The organism is Paenibacillus etheri (genome assembly GCF_001012825.1).
Lineage (GTDB): Bacteria > Bacillota > Bacilli > Paenibacillales > Paenibacillaceae > Paenibacillus_AQ > Paenibacillus_AQ etheri.
Map to the genome: position 1 here is coordinate 621,326 of NZ_LCZJ02000018.1, position 17,189 is coordinate 638,514.

20 protein-coding genes and 1 pseudogene are annotated in these 17,189 nt (G+C 38.2%); 19 read left to right on the plus strand and 2 right to left on the minus strand.

All coding sequences use genetic code 11. The annotated features are described in order from the left end of the window. Positions 1 to 146: 146 nt before the first annotated feature. The 3 genes and pseudogenes from UQ64_RS33075 to UQ64_RS32025 form a co-directional block, all read left to right on the plus strand. Positions 147 to 500, plus strand: a complete 354-nt coding sequence (locus tag UQ64_RS33075) for a MurR/RpiR family transcriptional regulator (protein ID WP_342447578.1) — start codon at positions 147 to 149, stop codon at positions 498 to 500. Positions 501 to 509: 9 nt separating this feature from the next. Then, positions 510 to 983, plus strand: coding sequence for an SIS domain-containing protein (locus UQ64_RS33080; protein WP_342447583.1), 474 nt, complete (start codon positions 510 to 512; stop codon positions 981 to 983). A 200-nt stretch (positions 984 to 1,183) separates the two neighbouring features. Then, a pseudogene (locus tag UQ64_RS32025) lies at positions 1,184 to 1,447 on the plus strand (GyrI-like domain-containing protein); the annotation flags it as partial. A gap of 72 nt (positions 1,448 to 1,519) precedes the next feature. Here the strand turns inward: UQ64_RS32025 and UQ64_RS08340 are convergent. Further along, the gene (locus UQ64_RS08340; protein ID WP_060622973.1) at positions 1,520 to 1,741 is read right to left on the minus strand and encodes a helix-turn-helix domain-containing protein; all 222 of its coding nucleotides are present in this window, start codon (positions 1,739 to 1,741) and stop codon (positions 1,520 to 1,522) included. 109 nt (positions 1,742 to 1,850) lie between these two features. On the opposite strand from UQ64_RS08340, the gene UQ64_RS08345 reads away from it, so the two are divergent. From UQ64_RS08345 to UQ64_RS08395, 12 genes are all read left to right on the plus strand, one after another. Then, a complete protein-coding gene (locus tag UQ64_RS08345; protein WP_245237893.1) occupies positions 1,851 to 2,147 on the plus strand; it encodes a DUF6809 family protein in 297 nt (98 codons plus the stop codon). A gap of 156 nt (positions 2,148 to 2,303) precedes the next feature. Then, positions 2,304 to 3,446: a recombinase family protein gene (locus UQ64_RS08350; RefSeq protein ID WP_060622974.1), complete on the plus strand. Its 1,143-nt coding sequence runs from the start codon at positions 2,304 to 2,306 to the stop codon at positions 3,444 to 3,446. A 16-nt stretch (positions 3,447 to 3,462) separates the two neighbouring features. Further along, complete coding sequence (locus UQ64_RS08355) at positions 3,463 to 3,738, plus strand: hypothetical protein (protein ID WP_060622975.1); 276 nt, start codon at positions 3,463 to 3,465, stop codon at positions 3,736 to 3,738. Positions 3,739 to 3,946: 208 nt separating this feature from the next. Next, on the plus strand, positions 3,947 to 4,903 hold the full coding sequence (locus UQ64_RS08360; protein ID WP_060622976.1) for an ABC-three component system protein: 957 nt from the start codon (positions 3,947 to 3,949) through the stop codon (positions 4,901 to 4,903). Further along, positions 4,879 to 5,103 carry an ABC-three component system protein gene (locus tag UQ64_RS31585; protein ID WP_060622977.1) on the plus strand — a complete coding sequence of 75 codons (225 nt, stop codon included), beginning with the start codon at positions 4,879 to 4,881 and terminating at the stop codon, positions 5,101 to 5,103. The genes UQ64_RS08360 and UQ64_RS31585 overlap by 25 nt, the downstream gene beginning before the upstream one ends. A gap of 2 nt (positions 5,104 to 5,105) precedes the next feature. Further along, a complete protein-coding gene (locus UQ64_RS08370; RefSeq protein ID WP_060622978.1) occupies positions 5,106 to 5,606 on the plus strand; it encodes a three component ABC system middle component in 501 nt (166 codons plus the stop codon). Beyond that, entirely contained in the window at positions 5,606 to 7,591 is a 1,986-nt protein-coding gene (locus tag UQ64_RS08375) for a DUF3732 domain-containing protein (protein ID WP_060622979.1), read from the plus strand. Before UQ64_RS08370 ends, UQ64_RS08375 begins: the two co-directional genes overlap by 1 nt. Before the next feature lie 58 nt (positions 7,592 to 7,649). Further along, a complete protein-coding gene (locus tag UQ64_RS08380; RefSeq protein WP_060622980.1) occupies positions 7,650 to 8,306 on the plus strand; it encodes a hypothetical protein in 657 nt (218 codons plus the stop codon). 434 nt (positions 8,307 to 8,740) lie between these two features. Further along, complete coding sequence (locus UQ64_RS08385; RefSeq protein ID WP_060622981.1) at positions 8,741 to 10,141, plus strand: hypothetical protein; 1,401 nt, start codon at positions 8,741 to 8,743, stop codon at positions 10,139 to 10,141. A gap of 124 nt (positions 10,142 to 10,265) precedes the next feature. Beyond that, positions 10,266 to 10,418, plus strand: a complete 153-nt coding sequence (locus tag UQ64_RS32030; RefSeq protein WP_245237894.1) for a DUF255 domain-containing protein — start codon at positions 10,266 to 10,268, stop codon at positions 10,416 to 10,418. A gap of 522 nt (positions 10,419 to 10,940) precedes the next feature. Continuing rightward, the gene (locus tag UQ64_RS08390) at positions 10,941 to 12,044 is read left to right on the plus strand and encodes a DUF1648 domain-containing protein (protein ID WP_060622982.1); all 1,104 of its coding nucleotides are present in this window, start codon (positions 10,941 to 10,943) and stop codon (positions 12,042 to 12,044) included. A 193-nt stretch (positions 12,045 to 12,237) separates the two neighbouring features. Further along, complete coding sequence (locus tag UQ64_RS08395; RefSeq protein WP_060622983.1) at positions 12,238 to 13,227, plus strand: aldo/keto reductase family protein; 990 nt, start codon at positions 12,238 to 12,240, stop codon at positions 13,225 to 13,227. A gap of 8 nt (positions 13,228 to 13,235) precedes the next feature. On the opposite strand, the gene UQ64_RS08400 is transcribed toward UQ64_RS08395, so the two are convergent. Further along, positions 13,236 to 14,135 (minus strand): LysR family transcriptional regulator, encoded by a 900-nt coding sequence (locus tag UQ64_RS08400; RefSeq protein ID WP_060623273.1) that lies wholly within the window; start codon positions 14,133 to 14,135, stop codon positions 13,236 to 13,238. A 243-nt stretch (positions 14,136 to 14,378) separates the two neighbouring features. Between UQ64_RS08400 and UQ64_RS08405 the strand changes: the two genes are divergently transcribed. The 4 genes from UQ64_RS08405 to UQ64_RS31225 all read left to right on the plus strand — a co-directional run bounded on the left by UQ64_RS08405 (position 14,379) and on the right by UQ64_RS31225 (position 16,996). Continuing rightward, complete coding sequence (locus UQ64_RS08405) at positions 14,379 to 15,212, plus strand: sugar phosphate isomerase/epimerase family protein (protein ID WP_060622984.1); 834 nt, start codon at positions 14,379 to 14,381, stop codon at positions 15,210 to 15,212. A gap of 224 nt (positions 15,213 to 15,436) precedes the next feature. Further along, entirely contained in the window at positions 15,437 to 15,895 is a 459-nt protein-coding gene (locus UQ64_RS08410) for a sugar phosphate isomerase/epimerase family protein (RefSeq protein WP_060622985.1), read from the plus strand. Positions 15,896 to 16,125: 230 nt separating this feature from the next. Continuing rightward, positions 16,126 to 16,674 carry an AraC family ligand binding domain-containing protein gene (locus UQ64_RS08415; RefSeq protein ID WP_060622986.1) on the plus strand — a complete coding sequence of 183 codons (549 nt, stop codon included), beginning with the start codon at positions 16,126 to 16,128 and terminating at the stop codon, positions 16,672 to 16,674. 70 nt (positions 16,675 to 16,744) lie between these two features. Continuing rightward, entirely contained in the window at positions 16,745 to 16,996 is a 252-nt protein-coding gene (locus UQ64_RS31225) for a helix-turn-helix domain-containing protein (protein ID WP_060622987.1), read from the plus strand. The last annotated feature ends 193 nt before the right edge of the window (positions 16,997 to 17,189 follow it).

The following is a 17,189-nucleotide window of genomic DNA, read 5'->3' on the forward strand; positions in this document are numbered from 1 at the left end:
TTATTAGGAAAATAGCGACTTCGGCTGAGCAATTACAAGCACAAAGCGCACAAATGAAGGCGCAGCTTAAAAAGAAGAATGATAAACCGTTCAAGAACTTTTTGCGATTCCTGCATTTGTTGGAGCGGGTTTAATTGCGGGGAAGTATGATTTCGCAAATTGAGCTAGACTTAAATGAATTGCCAGAATCAGAGAAAAAAGTAGCTGAGTATATTCTTGCAAATACTAAAGAAGTGCTGCATATGACCATACATGAGTTAGCGACGAAAGCGGAGGCAAGCAGTGCGGCGGTTGTTCGTTTTTGCAGGTCGCTAGGGATAGATGGTTTCCCTGCTCTGAAAATCCGTTTATCAGCGGAAGTAGAAAATACGCAGTATGTTGGCTACTTTGATGTTGAATCGAATGAAACGGTGCATTCTATCATTGATAAAATGTTGTCGAACACAATACTGACCTTTCAGAATACGGCCAGTCAACTGGACGCGCAATCTATTGAGTAGGCAGTAAGCCTGTTACAACAGGCAGAAGTTATTTATGTTTATGGGATAGGAGCCTCTTTCATTATTGCAGAAGATGCCGCACAAAAATGGCTTCGGCTAGGCAAAAATGTATATGCGATTTCAGATCGTCATTTATTAGCCGCGGCCATGGCTACGAAATCAGAAAACGCCGTCTTCTGGGGAATTTCGTATAGTGGTGAAACGAGAGAGGTTATTCAATTAATAAAACGAGCTAAGGAGCAGGGGATAAAAACAATCAGCCGCACTCGTCCTGGAAATAACAAGCTTTCTCAGCTTGCTGATGTTTCTTTATTTACATCACGTGCGCCGGAAGCCAAGCTTCGTAGTGCGGCAACAAGCTCTAGATTTGCTCAATTATTTGTGCTCGATATTGTCTTTAGCGCATATGCTTCTGCTCAGCATGATTTTACTGTGGAGCAGCTAGCGAAGACAAGAAAAATGATTGAAGTCTTGTATGATTAATGTTGTGATAAGCCTACTCATTGAATGGAGGAGATTTTCTGGAAGCTAAAGTAATAACATTACCTCCTTTTCATGTTGTAGGCTACAAAATTGAAGCAGATATTAAAGAAAGACGAAATTCAAAACAAGAAAAATGAGAATGTGATTTTAATGCAGATTTATCCTATGAATCCCGATTTTAATCCTCAGATGATAGTTTTACATATATTCTTTGTTACGAAGTAAGTAAACAAGGCGATGTTCCGTTAGATATGATAGGTCATGCTGTCGGTGAGAGTAAGTATGTTACTTACACACATCAGGGACTTGAATCGGAACTTAGTCGTTCATATGACTATGTATATGGACAATGGATTAGAGAAACTGGAAATGAACCAAAGGATTATGATTTTGAAATTTGGGATGAAAGATATAAACCAGAAAGTCTAGAGAATGAGATTGATTTGTTTGTTGCATTGAAGTAATTATTTATGCTTTAGCCTAGACGTGAACAAGCTCCTGTGAATATCACAGAAGCTTGTTTCTGTTGCGGATTATTAATTTTTGCTGGGATAACGCTTAGGGTTATCTGTCTGACCTAAAATATAGTCGATGCTTACTTTATGAAAATTAGCTAGCGTAATTAAAACAGCGCTTGGAACATCTAAATTTCCATTCTCGTAGCGGGAGTAGGTCGCTTGTGTAATATGTAAAAGCTCAGCCATTTGTTGCTGTGTTAGATCTTTGTCTTCGCGTAAGTCGCGGATTCTTGTGTACAATGCTCATCACCCAAGCCAAGTTTACTTTATGCGAAAAATGCATATTGTTATTTATGCGATTTTCGCATAAAATTTATACGTGTTAGGAGTATTAGTTGCGAAAGGAGGCATGATGGTGATCATTTTGGAGGATTTTTATTATGGAAGATTGAGTCCGAATGAGTTAATTAAGCCAAGTGATCCGGAACTGCAGGAGATTAATCAGAAAATCACTGATTTTTTACATTTGCTCAAAGAGAGGTTATCCGAGGAAGATTTTGACCAAGTCGAAAAGTTATTCGATTTACAGAGTGACTCAAGCTCATTGCATTCAGCATTATCTTTTATCCAAGGCTATAAAATAGGAGCATTAATGATGATTGATGTATTTAGTGGTGATAAAGACTCTGTTTATGATGGTATATAGTAAGTCAGTAAAAGAACCGGGGCGAAGTAAATTTGCTTCGGTTTTTGGGTTTATTTCATGGTAAATAAGAATAGGATTTCAAAAAGAAATATCCGTGGAAGCAATCAGGTTAGACTGAAAGGTGAACAACAATGCCAGAACAGCTTTTAAGTGAAAATGAGCAGTCAAGCATTTAGCATCAGGTACCTTGGTCGAGAATCGAAATTGGACTATAAGCTATATGAAGAAGTGGCCTCTGGTGAAAAGATAGAGTCCCGTAAGGAAATGCAGAAGTTACTTCGGCATGTTGAAGACCAGCTTTATGATGGGGTAGTGGTCATGGATATTGACCGTTTAGGACGTGGAGAAAATAAGGATTGGGCACTCATAAAAGATACGTTTTTGAACTCAGAGACGGTAATCATTACACCGAACAAGATATACGATCTGGAAATAGACAATGACGATGTATCATTTGATTTCATGTCCATTTTTGCCAGAATAGAATACAAAATGATTAAGCGAAGAATGAAGCAGGGCAAAGAGGCTGGGGCGAAGAAAGGCATGTGGACAAACGGAAAGCCACCGTTTCCATACTATTATGATAAGAACACAAGGTCGGTACTGGTGGATGAAACAAAGCGTCCGATTTACCGAGCGATTGTTGAGAAATATCTTAATGGAACAAACTTGGGACATATCGCCATTTGGTTGACGGATAACAAGATACCCACGCCATATAACATTAAGCCGGATGGAAAGAACAAGGGCTGGTCAAATATTACGGTTCAACGGTTGCTGGCAAGCGAAATCCATTTGGGTTATATCACTTATGGCAAAATCCGTTCCAAGCGTGGTCAGGTGGAACTTGTACCTGAAGAAGAGCGGATTAAAGTCATGGGAACGCATGAAAAGCTGAAAACGCCGGAAGAACATGAAGTCATTATGGAGCGGCTGCTTAAGAATCGCATGCTGAACCCCAATTCAAGGAGTAACATTTTTCCTTTGTCTGGCTTGCTGTATTGTGAGAAATGCGGTTCTCGGATGAGATTTAGAGTAGGTGAGAACAAGAAGCAGGGACAGTACTGGAGTGCATTGTGCTATCACCAGTACAAAGATGGCAGCAAATGCGAACAGCGAGGGAAGGTAATGGATGCTGATTTTTTTAATGCTCTGTATGATCGGATTATTCATGTAGACCCGAACATTCTGCGGGAGATTGAGTTGCATGGGAGCCGTTACAATGATACACAGGCGATCATCGAGGTCAAAGAGCAGGAATTGAAAAAAGCAGAAGCGGGCGCTGGACAAGCTGCATGAATCGTATGAAGAGGACATGATAACGAAGCAAGTGTTTTTAGAGCGAAAGGGTGTTCGATCAAGGCAGATACAGAAGCTGGAGGAAGAGTTGAAAGATTTGCGAAAGGTTGTAGTAGATGAAGGGAATTACCCTACTGTTGAGCAGATATATGAACGGGTAGGGCAGTTTAGAGAGTTGTGGAGCGTCGCGGTGACAAGTGAAGAGAAGAATCGAGCGTTGAAGAAGCTAGTGGAGCGGATTGTTTATAACCGGGAAGGGAACCGGGTGGAGTTGACGGTTTGTTATAGGTAATATGTAAGGGTGTGTAGAGAATAGTTAGAAATAGTGAGCCTCTGGAGAAAATTCCAGAGGCTCACTATTTCTTATGCATAGATCAAATGACCTATAGTATAGAGGTTGTTAAATTTTATAGAGGAAATAGTCTTATTTTGTAGAATGTATAATGTGGGAATAATTAGGTAGAACCAGATAGTTAATCAGTTGATGGGGGTTTATATATATGAAATCAAATGCACCTGGTCAGTTATTAGGGTTTTCTATGCAGTTTCCGCGTGCACTTTATCATCTACTAAGAAGTGCTCCTAAGGATGTTGTTTGTGTTGAAGTATTAGGAGATGTGGCAACTTTGAAATCAGATGGAGAACTGCTTGCCGAAGAAGATAAATCTTCAATAGTAGGTAATCCGTTAACAGACAAATCAACTGATTTGTGGAAAACATTTTCAAATTGGATAGAAGCAATAAAAAATGGGTTCATTGATGTAGAGAGAACTAAATTTCTTCTATATTCTAATCGGTCTGGAAGAGAAGGTATTGTTAATAAGTTTAGTTCTGCACAATGTCACTCAGACATTCAGCGTGCCCTTGAATACACGAAGAAAAAGCTTGGTGATATAAAATCAGATCATGATATATGGACCTATTATGATTTTGTAGTGAATAGAAATGAGGCATTGTTATTTAAAATAATACAACGATTTGAACTGCAAATTGGAAATGGCGCAGGTTATGAGGATGTGAGGATTGAAATTCAGAGAAAGCATGTTCCTGAGGGTCAAATTGAGTTTCTCATGGAGAATCTTAGTGGCTGGGTACAAAAAGTAATAACAGAAAAGATAGTGGCTCATAAAGGCGCAACCATTAGTTGGGAAGAATTTGATCGGCACTTTAAGGTAGTATTTGATCGTTCTCGTTGCAGAGAACTTATTGATTTTACTATGCATTATTCTAAAGAGCACGATAATGTTCAAAAACATGTTAAAAACCGCCCAATATATTTAAGACAACTTGAATCAATTGAGCTTGATGAAACTGATATACTTGATGCCATTTCTGATTATTTGAGAGCAGATATAAACCTTGAGAAGTGGATAGCGAATGAAATCATCAATGAAGAAATTGCTTTTGAATTTGAAGATAAATTAACAAAATTTTGGGGAAATCAAAGAAAAGAATAGAAATTACAGAGAAGAAATTAGGTGATTTTGAGCGAGGCCAATTACTTCTAGTCGACTGCAAATCAAGGGCAGAAACAATTAGAGATATGACCCCACCTCCTTCAACGATTCCTGGTGCTTATCACGCATTAGCTGATGATTCAATTTTAGGTTGGCATCCAAATTGGGATAAAATATTTCCTAAGGAAGAGGGGATTTGATCTTGGGGAAATTGGTTGAAGAAGTGAAACTTTGGAACACACCAATTATTGGAGCTTATTTTATTTGGAAATTTACTCGAGGATATTGCGATGGTCACCCACATGGAGACGCTCCTATTGGTCTTCTACATTTTGTTGCCATTGCTATTTTAACAAACAAAGATTTACTGAAACCTATCAGCAATCAAAGAGCAGATTTACAATCGTATGCTAGGAGTTTTGAAAATACAAAAGACTCCGATATATTATTATCTATTCAACAAAAAATAAGAGATAAAAGAGAGTATACGCTTGCTGCAATTGATGTTGCTATTGCGGAAGGAATGGTAATGTGGGACATGGAGAGTGGGAAATTGTATCCTCGCAATTTAAATAAACCTGGTCGTGGAAAAGTATTGAAAACTACAATAAAGCGAGAAGGAGAGAAAGCCGAGATATTGGGGAAATGGTTTTCTAAACATGATCTCCATGCTATCGAGGCATATCTTAAGGTGGTGTTCTAATGAAGTTTCAAATATTAAAATTAATTATTTGGCCAAAATCACAGGGGTTTGCTCCTCAAATAGTACCATTTGAATTAGGGAAAGTAAATGTAATTACAGGAGCATCTCGTACAGGGAAATCCGCTATTATACCTATTATTGATTATTGTCTTGCATCAAGTGATTGTTTTATTCCAATAGATACAATACGTGATTATGTATCTTGGTATGGTGTCCTTATTCAAACGGAACATGAACAAATTTTGATTTCAAGAAAAGTTCCAAATGGGAACAAAGTTTCAAATGAATTTTATCTCTCTCGAGGTTCAATTGTAAGTATTCCCCCTTTAATTGAGGAGCCGAATGAAAAATCTGATGGTATAAAGCATATTTTAAATGTAATTGCGTCTGTACCATATTTCAGTTTGAATGGAGGGGAGGATGAAAAAGAAAGTTATCAAGCTCGTCTCGGATTTCGAGACTTGATGGCGTTAGTTTTTCAAAATCAAGACATTGTGGCTAATCAAAACATCTTATTTTATAAGACACATGCTCATGAACATCGAGAGAGACTTAGAAATTGGTTTCCATTTATATTGGGAGCTGAAAATATCGACGTTTTAACAGCAAGGCAACGTCTGCAGTTTGTAGAAAAAAGATTAAATCAACTAAAAAAAGAATTTGATAAAGTCAAGAATGTTTCAGCTTCATGGATGGCTAATATGCTTGGTCATTTGAAAGTAGCACATGAATACGGAATTCTTGTAGAAGAAGTTTCAGATGAGACGGACCCAGATGACTTGTTAGTTTTAGCGAAACAAATATTTGAAAATATACCTGAATATTCAAATACTAAACTTGATAATATCGAATCAGCAAATAAAGAAGTTGTTGAGCTTGAGATTGAAGAGGAACGAATTAGTATTGAGATCGGTTTAATGAAAAAAAGGTTGAATGATGTTAAACGTTTGAAATCAGGATTCCTTGGCTATGGAGATTCTCAGCGAAAAAGAGCAGATAGACTTCATATTTCACAATGGTTAGAAAGTGTGGCAATAGATTCTCAGGCATGTCCAGCATGTGGAAGTTCTGAACATCCGAAATCCAGGTCAGAGCTACCGAAGGTTATTGCTGCATTTAAGAAGTATGAAGATCAATCTAGAAGTGTTGCAGAAATTCCTACTTCATTTTCAAGGGAAGAGGAAAGAATCAAATTAGATTTACAGAACCTTCTAGATGAAAAAGAGAAATTACAAAGACGATTTGATTTACTGATAGCTCGAGATAAAAGTGCACAGGAAGAATTTCAACGCAAAAAAAATATGTTTTTATTTCTTGGTCATCTAAAAGCATCGATTGAAACGTTTGAAAGACTTGTTGATGGAGGAGATTTGCAGGAGCAAATTTCTATTCTCGAAACAGAATATAGTGAGTTAATTAAGAAGGTAGATCATGGTAAAGTCTTACAAAGAATTGATAATGCAACTGCAATTATATCTCAACGTATTTTGGAACACTTGAAGACTCTTGATGTAGAGGATAAATATCGAAAGATTGCTCCAAAATTTAGCGTCAAGGATCTTAATATATCTGTTTTGAGTAATGATGAACATTGGCATTTTCTTGCTGAAGTTGGGAGCGCATCAAATTGGGTCTCTTTTCATATTGCCTTAATGTGTTCTTTGCAAGAATACTTTCTAGAGCATGAACCATCTTGTGTTCCTAGCTTTGTAATATTTGATCAACCAAGTCAAGTTTATTTTCCAAAATTAAAGAGAATTGATCCTGATGTTGATTATGATCCGGAATATGATAACGAGGATATTAGCGCAGTGAAGAGTATGTTTAAAACCATCGCTAAATCGGTTGTGGCTAAAAAGGGAGCTTGGCAGTGCATCGTTCTTGATCATGCTGATAGTGACATTTATGGTGATATTGAAGGTATTTATGAAGTGGTTGAATGGAGAAATGGAAAAAAATTAATACCGGAAGAATGGTATTCATAGAGATTGAGAATTTAAGAATAATTTTATTTCAATAAAATAGAGGGCAAGGTGATGTTTCGTGGGTTGGACAGAAAGAGTGAAAAATAATATATTTCCTGTTAGTGAGGAAAAAAATAATGTTCGTAGAGCTTTAGATGAGTGGGTTTATAAAGGGAATATGTACGATGTTGAAACACCTGATGAAGTTTGTGAATTATGTGATCATCCTAATATTCGATACCAATTTGAAATTATTAATATTCATAATCAAAATACATTACAGATCGGTTCTGAGTGCGTAAACAAGTTTGAAATTAGTGTTCTTGATCAATTAGGTAAAAAGCTGACTAATAAAGACGCAAAGAAAAAAGTTAATCAAGATAGAAATAAACTGGTGACAGATGCAAAAAAACGAGATTTAATTAATTCTCTTGTTCAGTTGTCAAAAGTGGATGAAGATTTTGATATTGAGAATTTCATCAAATATTTTAAAGAAAATAGTGCTTTTACTCCAAAACAACTAACTATTCTTATTTGGAGGTTAGAGAAATACAAAATTAAGTTCAAGAAAAGCCATTTTAAAATGACTATAAAAAGAAATAAGGATAAGCAGCAATTGTTTGATATGGAGGACTGGAAAGTAAAAACCATATGGGACTGTTTATCAAGTTCTCAAAAAGAAATATACAACGAACACACTAAGAGAAAAGCATTTACAAATCATTTGCCGCTCTAATTTTTTTATTCCAAGTTTCTCAAGAAAGAGCCTGATTTGCCATTATAAGACAATGCGAGAAAAATTATTAATTTTGCGTTATTTAATGTGAGTCATGATGATGAGCTTTACATCATAAATGCAGCTCCTAAGAAAATCGAAATCACTTATTCTTAAAAATTGATTTTATAATTTATTTAGGCATGGCTTTGTTACTGAGGTATAAAGGTTATGGAAAGCTAAGTGTTGATATACATGGATTTGTTATAGGATGTTCTGTAAGAATTTTGTTTAAGCTCAAATATAGAGCATCTTCATATGAGAAGATAATCTCTTAAGGTAAATGCTGGCTAATGCGATGTGGAAATAAAATGAAAAGTAGTGTTTCTACACTGCTTTGGATTTGGATTGAAAGTTATTATTACCACAAAAGAATTGGAGAAAGGTGATGTGAGATGGCTGTTTTTGCATCTGAAGAATTAAATCTAGGGACTTCTTTAGAAGATCTGGGAGTTTTTGATCCTTTGCTTGATGAAGATAGCAATTATTTTATCAATATAAAAAGATTGAAATCAACCAAAGTCTCCGAATTTTCTGATTCCTACAATAAAATCAATCTTTTTTTTAAAAATATTGGAATTTTATTGAAGGCATCAAAGAATAAACAAGATAAAAATTATAGAACTGCATTAAGAAGATTTGATTTTCCTGAAGTACAAGGAATTAACTTAGGATTCTCTAAAGGAAAAAGAGGGGCTGGATTCGGAAAGAAATTAAAAGAAAAAATCATTAATGATGCGTCCGAAATAATCAAAAGTGGTTCAGAACAGCCAGAAATATTTCATCTGGTTGGGCTTTTTGAAGAAAATGTTGGACCAGATAGACTTAGCGACATGGTAGCTCGGTTAATATATGATGAAATTGTTTTATATACTAAAAATGTAAATGAGTTATTAGGGATAAATCAGGATAATTATCCGAATATTGAGTTTGTGAATGGGCTTGCGATAAATTCATATAAGAAATGTGAAATATTACTGCTACCAGTTGATATCTTACACGAGCTTCCCATTGCTAGGGATTGGGAAGATATAGATAGAGTGTGTAGAGAAAATGAAACAATTAGAGAAGAGATAAATGGATTGGTAGGGAAAGAGTGGAAAAAATTATCTGTTGGTAAGAAAAAGGAATATATTAGGGAATATATTTTTAAAAAACCTGACATATTACAACGGGTAATTGCGAATTACGAAGCAACTGTAGTCGCTCCCTATGATGTAAATAAAAATATGGAATATTTAATTGAGAAGGTTATTCATAATATTCGAAAGACAGATGAGACAGTAAGTAATTTTAATAAGAGCTCTTTTGAAGCGGCTAGAGAAATATTGCTTCACTATAAACAGTGGGTTGAAAATCAAAAAGGTTACTCAGTATTACAAGGAGTAGAAAGTAAGAATGAAGAAAAAATTGTTCAAAGAACTCTACATGGGTGTGCTGGATACTACTGCAATATAAACGGTTTGGATATAAGTCCTGAGTCAAATACAGGGAGAGGACCCGTTGATTTTAAGATAAGTAGAGGAATGGATAAAACAGTTATTGAAATAAAACTAACATCCAATAGTCAAGTTGTTCATGGTTTTGAAGTTCAAATTGAAGAATATGCAAAATCTGAACAAACTGAAAATAAGATATTTTTATTAGTAGATAACGGTAAAGAGTCACATAGAGTTTTAAAAGTGAAAGAGAGCTACGAAAAGAGAAAAGCAGAAGGACAGAACCCAGCAGATATAATAATAATAGATGCAAAGCCAAAATCTTCGGCAAGTAACTATAAGCCAGATGAGGATTAATTATTTTTGGCAGCAAGTAACTTCACATATAGATTGATAAGACAATGTGAGGTTAAATATCTATGACTTTTACTCATTGACATTAGTTTTATCTTTTATCAGGGTGTGGACCAAGTGATGCCCCATGACAACTTACAAAGTACCCATTAGATTAGCCAAGGAAAAGTCACACTATCTGCTGCAGCATGCCCATAATCCTGTCAATTGGTTTCCTTGGTCGGAAGAAGCTTTTGATCGCCAAGCGCGACAACAAATCTATCCTTTCTATTGTGCATAGCTATTTATTGACCCACACGTACATGTCATTGATGGGATGTTCGCGTGAATCAATTTATAAAACTCCTGCTAATATAAATATTGGTGGGAATTTTTTGTTTTAAAGTTTAGTTAGCAATCTTAATAATCTTCCATTTGATGATACCATATAAACATGCATGGACAGACTTAATCCGCGCCATTTCAGATACGAGGCGAGCATTTCGCCCAATTTAGCTACTGCTGGTTATCCCTCCCTTCATCCGAAAACCTGTCCTTTAACTTACACAGAATTTCAAACAGATGTACTTGCCATAATTCAGATGTCAGATGAGTAGCTCTGCGTAGCGAAAAAACTGGATAAATTGTTAATTTCACCCCTATAGTCACTAAAATCGATTATAATAAAATTTATGTTCAAGTCGATTACCTATCCTAAGTTAATAGGATAATCATACGCAAAAAGGCATAGTGATGGATCGCCTATGCTATAAGGGTTATAGAGTTTTGAATACACACTTATGTATAAGAGGAGGCGAATGATATGACGATAATGCCTGTTATAGTAATGATCTTTGTATTTGTACCTGCCATTGTACTCATGGTAAGCATGCCTTATTTATCAAGAGAGACGATTAGTTTTGGGGTCACCGTCAGCCCTTTACAATTCCATAGTGAGCCTCTGCGCCAGATGCGGAAGTCATATGCTAGGATTAGTGCTACCTTGCATACCATCCTATTCATTGTTTGTATCATCTGTCTAATATACGGTGATGAACATTCCAAGCAACAAAGTTGGATCATTGTCACTTATTCACTCGCCATGGTCGTAATCTCCCTAGTCATAAACATTAGCTATCATTTCAAAATGAAAAGTTTACTACCTATGCTGCCTATTGCTCTGGAACCATCGATCATGGCAGTGGACACTGGATTTCGGAAAAGAAACATTGGCTTGTCTAGTAATTGGTTCCTCATTCATGTTTTAATTATTGTTGTTACTATTGTAACTGTGCTACGTAACTACGATCTGATTCCTGATCAGATTCCGATCCAATACAACAGCAGTTGGAATGTAGACGGCTATGCAGCTAAATCTTATAGTTCTGTGTTTATGCCTACGATAATGCAAGTGTTCATAACACTTTTGTTCATATTTGAGAATTGGAGTATTCGCAGAGTGAAGCAGCAGGTTAAACCCACTGATCCTAATCGTTCCATCAGACAAGACGTAACTTTCCGCCGTACTTGGTCATATTTTATGATTACAGCAAGCTTCTTAATAGTTATCCTGTTTTCCGTCGTGCAACTAAACATGATATCTCTGCTTAACATGAATTTCGCTATCCCTATTATCCTAATCATAATAGCCCTTATCATCCTATACACCTTCGTCTTATCGTTCTGGGCTGGTCAGGGAGAAAGCCGCTTGGAGCGATCTGCCGATAGCTCCAATGTCAGACCTGTCCATGATGATGATAAATGGCGATTAGGTATGATTTATTTCAATCGCAAAGATCCACCTAATCGTCAAGAAAAGGCTCGGAGTCGGCTGGGGATTAAATTTCGGTCACCCAGTAAGCTGGCTGTTTTGGCTCGGAATTATTGTACTGTTAGTTGTGGTGCGGTAACAAGCCTTAGAGGTTAATACTTACTGGAGTATAGGCGAAGTTAGAGTTTCGAAACAGAATATTTACCGAGAAAAACGCCTAAAGGGCGTTTTTTATTATCTTTAAGGTTCTCAGTAATATCTTTTTTGAATTAAAACACATATTAAAGAGTATTTCTCGTATTAATATCTCTTTGTTACAATCAAATTGTTATCTAAAGGAGGGTATAAAATGAACTATCGCAAATTAGGAACGAGTGGCTTACATCTAAGTGAGATTGCTTATGGTAATTGGATTACACATGGTGCTCAAGTGGACAATGATACTGCCCATGCTTGTGTTCACGCTGCATTGGATGTAGGGATCACAACATTTGATACTGCAGATGTATATTCCGATACGAAAGCTGAGATGGTGCTGGGCCAAGCATTAAAAGGAGTGCACAGAGCTGATATCGAATTATGTACCAAGGTGTGCCATCCCACAGGGACGGGACGTAACGCAAGAGGTCTGTCTCGCAAGCATATTATGGAGGCGTGCCATGCTTCACTGAACAGATTACAGACCGATTATATTGATATCTATTATGCGCATCGCTTTGACGCAACAGTATCCCTTGAAGAGACCTTCTTGGCTTTTTCGGATCTGGTGCGTCAAGGTAAAGTTCTTTATGTCGGGATAAGTGAGTGGACGGCGGATCAGATAGCAGAAGGTGCTGTTTTAGCTAGAGAATTGAAGGTGCCATTGGTGGCTAGTCAACCTCAATATTCGATGTTATGGCGCGTGATGGAGACGGAGGTAGTTCAAGCTTGTGAACGGGAAGGGATTGGACAGGTGGTCTGGTCACCGCTTGCTCAAGGGATTCTTTCCGGAAAATATATGCCAGGACAGCCGTTGCCAGAGGGCTCTCGTGCTTCAACAGCTGCGGGCTCACCATTTATGAATAAATTGGCGGGTCAGTGGCTTCGGACTGAGGTGCTTGAGGCGATCACGCATCTCTCTTTCATCGCAAGCGAAGTTGGGTTGACGCTTCCGCAGTTGGCTATAGCATGGGTGTTGCAAAATCCACAAGTCTCATCTGCAATTATTGGGGCATCCAAACCTGAGCAGGTCATAGAAAATGCCAAAGCTGCGGGAGTTCGTCTGGATAGGGAAGTGATGATGCAAATCGATAGGGTGCTAGAAGGACTCGTTGAACGTGATCCTAGAAAAACGGGCTGAATATTATATTATTCAAGATTAATAGCTTCTGAACTCATTTGTCCTATGATCTCTAGTAACGCGGATAAGGAGGCACGATCGCAATCGGTTCTCCAAGCGGCATAAAGGGGAATCGATGGTGTGCTTTCTTCAAAGTCACGAAATACGACACCTTCGCGCTGAAAAATAGCAACGGAAGTGGGCACAATGGAAACTCCAAGATTAGCAGCTACCAAGTTTACAATGGTGTACATCTGAATGGCTTCCTGTACAACATTCGGATACATGTCGTGTTGGGCGCAGAAGCTCATAATGAGGTCATGAAAAGGAGCTCCTAAATGACGTGGGAACGATATAAACGGCTCTAAAGCTAAAGAGCGAATGGATAATACCGGTAAATGAGCTAGGTGATGCTGCTCTGGCAAAACGGCAATAAGCGATTCATTGACTAAGGGACGATGATCGATATGTTTGCCCGACTCTGTATAACGTACAAATCCAATGTGAATCGTTCCTTCCTGTAAAGCCTGCCACTGCTGAGCAGACGTCATCTCATGTAATGTGAGTTGTACTTGGGGATAACGTTCCCGAAACATTTTTAACATATCAACCAATACTCCACCAGCTGCAGAATCTATAAATCCAATGTTCAAATGTCCGATAATTCCTTGATCGACTAATTGTGTTGTTTTAATAGAGCGTTCCAGTTGAGATAGAATGGATTTAGCTTCCTCTAGAAATACTGCCCCCGCTGGCGTTAGACGAACTTGTCTTTTGTTCCGTTCTAATAGTTTCACACCAATCTCATTCTCCAGAGCTTGAATTTGCTGGCTTAAGGGAGGCTGCGTCATATTCAGCTTCTCTGCTGCACGGTTAAAATGCAGTTCCTCTGCTACTGCGATAAAGTATTGCAATTTTTTTATGTCCATACTGTTCAATCTCCCTTGAAATGCTTCTCCAAGCAAGTATAAGGATCTTTGAACGAAAATGAAAGGAAGGGCTTGTCGTCCCCCCATAAGCCTCCCACCCCATCTTAATTTTTGACAAAAAACATTATTGCAATTAGATCGTAGAATTTGTTAAAGGGGACTAGAGATGGTTTTATTCGAGTGCACGATGCGCTAGACTAGAAATGACGAACTGTTAGATTGGTCATAAGGGGGAGAACGACGATGATAAGAGGATTAACAACAGCAGGTTTGGGTGAGATGGGTTCTAATGAAGAATATATCAGACTTGCGAGCCAATTCGGCTTTCAGTCGATAGACGCAAATCCATTGGAGTTAGTGCAGCAGTATGGTAAGGATGGGGCTGTTCAATTGCTGGAAAGTCATGGCATCATGTTAGGATCATTTGGTTTAGCGGTAGATTGGCGCACGACAGAGGATAGCTTCAGGGAAGGGTTGAAATCGCTTACCCAAATGGCTGAGGCCGCTGCTGCATTAAATTGTACGACATGTTGTACATATATTTTACCTTCGACAGATCTTTCGGTCGCAGCTTTTATGATTGCAGCCACAAGACGTTTAAGAATATGCGCGGAAGTATTAGGCGCTTATGGAATTACATTAGCATTAGAGTTCGTAGGCCCTCATCACTTACGTACACAATGGGCAAATCCACTGATCTGGACGATGCAAGATACGTTGAGCTGGATGGAGACGATTCAAGTAAGGAACATCGGATTGTTATTGGATTCTTACCATTGGCATACGAATGGATTAACGAGTGAGGATCTGCTGAAATTACAACCGCATCAAATTGCATATGTCCATATTAATGATGCTAAACCTCTACCGATAGAGGAATTGTTAGATTTCGATCGATTGTATCCAGGAGAAGGTTCTATTGATCTCACAGGATTCTTGGGAAGCCTGAAAAAGATCGGGTATACCGGTGTGATCGCCCAAGAAGTTCTGGCGCCGGCTTCCGCGCAAAGTTCATCTGAATTATTTTCTCGTTCTAAAGCAGGCTTCGATAAAGTATTCTCATCATTAGAAATCTAAACACATCGAATCCACATTGGAAGGAGAGTTATGGATGAGTGCGTTCAAAGGTAAAATCGCTGCACAACTATCACTTGGGGGCAAAATCATATCAAGGCGTTAGAGGAAGTCTCCAAGCTGGGTTATACCGGGATTGAACCGTGGGCGTCTTTTGCACTTCAATATGAAGAAAATCCAGAACATTTACAAGAAGTCTTGGCTGGGTATGGGTTAGAGATACTGCGTTGTATGGAGGGACTCCTGGGGGACAGCATCAAAGATTCGGTAATCCCGCAGACCATTCAAGTATCATTGAATACAATGTGCGTTTAGCTAAAATTATTGCGAACTGTGGAGCAGATATCCTTGTACTAGGGCCAGGGGGCACTCGAGATCAACCCTCAACATTGGAAGAATTGAAGGTTGCCGCAGCAACGATAAATGAATTGGCTAATAGAACCTATGCTTTAGGGGTAAAGTTTTGTGTTCATCCGCATTTATGGACGGAATGGCAAGATGTAAATGAAATTGGGATTTTGATGAATCTGACAGATCCGAAGGTTGTACATCTAGCACCTGATTCAGCACATTTGGTCGGAGCGGGTATGGAACCGGCATCCATCATCCGAACGTATAAGGACAGGGTGGCTTATGTTCATTTGAAGGATCTGACAGATAAATCTGCAGCTACGTCTGATTCATAGCTTCCTTATTTTTGCGAGCTAGGTAAAGGATCCGTTAATCTACATCGAACCATTGAAGCGCTGAATGAGATTAATTATTCCGGTTGGGTGACGCTCGAAGTGGACGAATCGCCAAATAGCCCGTATAATACCATGGAAATCTGCCGAGATTTTGTAGAAGAACAATTAAAAATTCCGGTTAGGGTATAAAATAGGATCATTTACATGTCAGAAGAAGGAGGAGATTCGAGGTGAATCAGTCATGGATGAATAGTATTTCTCCCTATGTTCGATCAGCACGAATCATGGAATCCTCCTCATTAGCAGGTGAATGGTTGGATTACGATCACGTGTACACCTATATAGATCAAGGAGAAGCGGAGTTTTTCTTGAATGGTGTGAAGTTCCTGGCTCGAGAAGGGGATGTGCTGCTCATGCATCCATCTATGCCCCATATTATTCGATCCACCTCGAACGTACCCGTAGTGCAATATATCTTTCATTTTGACTTGTATTATGACGAGGATAGAATCTCTTCTAATCAAACGGATGGACCTTGGCTAGGAAGACACGATATCGTGCCAAGAGAGCTGCAGCTTGCCGATATTTATCCGCTATCTCATCTGCAGCTCCCGGACAGAATCGAATTGAAGAGAAGATTCTTGCAAATGCAAAAAGAATGGCTATACCCAACGTTTGGCGTGATATTAATCAATAAGTCTATATGCTTGGAAATGTTGTTTTTATTCTTTAGGAATCAGAACCCGTCCAAAGAATACAAAAGGATGGCCTTTAATTGAAGGTGCCATTCATTATATACATCAAAGCTACCAAGATCCGGAGTTAAGTAATAAAACCATCAGTAGGCATGTGGGTGTGACTGCTAATCATTTGTCGTACGTATTCAAGACACAGCTGGGGGTCACCATTCATAATTACTTGAAGCATGTTCGTATCGAGCAGGCCAAATTGAGAATCTTTCAGGGAAGTCAGAATCTGACGGAGATTGCGGAAGATGTAGGGTTCTCTAGTATTCATTTGTTCAGCCGGACGTTCAAAGCAAATGTTGGTGTAATGCCTAGTAAGTTCGCCGCGATAGATTCTACATCAATCAACAAGTAATGGAAAAGGAATCAACCATTTGCTTTTTTGGATGGTTGATTTTTTTTGAGTTTAAATGATTTAAGTGCTCGTAGGATCTACCGAAAAAATGAAATCGTCGAATATTAATAATAATTAAAACTATAAAATAAACCCTAGGGCATATAGGACATATGAAGGGTGTTCTACGAGATTAAAGGTCGTGCCTATATAT

Bases quoted from the DNA above. Each gene is read 5' to 3' on its own strand.
- UQ64_RS08345 (WP_245237893.1), top strand. From the start codon at position 1,851: ATGATGGTGATCATTTTGGAGGATTTTTATTATGGAAGATTGAGTCCG.
- UQ64_RS08400 (WP_060623273.1), bottom strand. From the start codon at position 14,135: ATGGACATAAAAAAATTGCAATACTTTATCGCAGTAGCAGAGGAACTG.
- UQ64_RS08355 (WP_060622975.1), top strand. From the start codon at position 3,463: ATGATAACGAAGCAAGTGTTTTTAGAGCGAAAGGGTGTTCGATCAAGG.
- UQ64_RS33075 (WP_342447578.1), top strand. From the start codon at position 147: ATGATTTCGCAAATTGAGCTAGACTTAAATGAATTGCCAGAATCAGAG.
- UQ64_RS32030 (WP_245237894.1), top strand. From the start codon at position 10,266: ATGACAACTTACAAAGTACCCATTAGATTAGCCAAGGAAAAGTCACAC.
- UQ64_RS08390 (WP_060622982.1), top strand. From the start codon at position 10,941: ATGACGATAATGCCTGTTATAGTAATGATCTTTGTATTTGTACCTGCC.
- UQ64_RS08375 (WP_060622979.1), top strand. From the start codon at position 5,606: ATGAAGTTTCAAATATTAAAATTAATTATTTGGCCAAAATCACAGGGG.
- UQ64_RS08350 (WP_060622974.1), top strand. From the start codon at position 2,304: ATGAGCAGTCAAGCATTTAGCATCAGGTACCTTGGTCGAGAATCGAAA.
- UQ64_RS08405 (WP_060622984.1), top strand. From the start codon at position 14,379: ATGATAAGAGGATTAACAACAGCAGGTTTGGGTGAGATGGGTTCTAAT.
- UQ64_RS08385 (WP_060622981.1), top strand. From the start codon at position 8,741: ATGGCTGTTTTTGCATCTGAAGAATTAAATCTAGGGACTTCTTTAGAA.
- UQ64_RS08360 (WP_060622976.1), top strand. From the start codon at position 3,947: ATGAAATCAAATGCACCTGGTCAGTTATTAGGGTTTTCTATGCAGTTT.
- UQ64_RS08395 (WP_060622983.1), top strand. From the start codon at position 12,238: ATGAACTATCGCAAATTAGGAACGAGTGGCTTACATCTAAGTGAGATT.